Source organism: Pectobacterium artocarpous, from assembly GCF_046159765.1.
Taxonomy (GTDB): Bacteria; Pseudomonadota; Gammaproteobacteria; order Enterobacterales; family Enterobacteriaceae; genus Pectobacterium.
Genome location: NZ_JBJXVK010000084.1, coordinates 1 through 211 on the forward strand (window position 1 = coordinate 1; position 211 = coordinate 211).

General features: G+C 37.9%; 1 protein-coding gene. It reads right to left on the reverse strand.

Annotated elements, in window-relative coordinates; all coding sequences use genetic code 11:
- Positions 1–211: hypothetical protein (locus ACKQAD_RS20350; protein WP_409161768.1), on the reverse strand; the 211-nt coding region annotated here is incomplete at both ends.

Genomic DNA, 211 nt, shown 5'->3' on the forward strand with positions numbered 1-211 from the left:
CAACAATTGTTGCAGGTTAATGGTGCTAGCAAGTTCCTCGCCAATAATGGTGACCTTGGAATGCTCCGCAAATGAATGTTTGTCTGACTTTAATAGCATATTTCGTAAAGTAGGTAAAACAACATCCCCTGTTTCAGAAACATTTTTATATGCCTTTTCTCGTAATGTTCCATCTTTCATTCCAGTAACAGTTGTCTCAGAAGTGACCAAT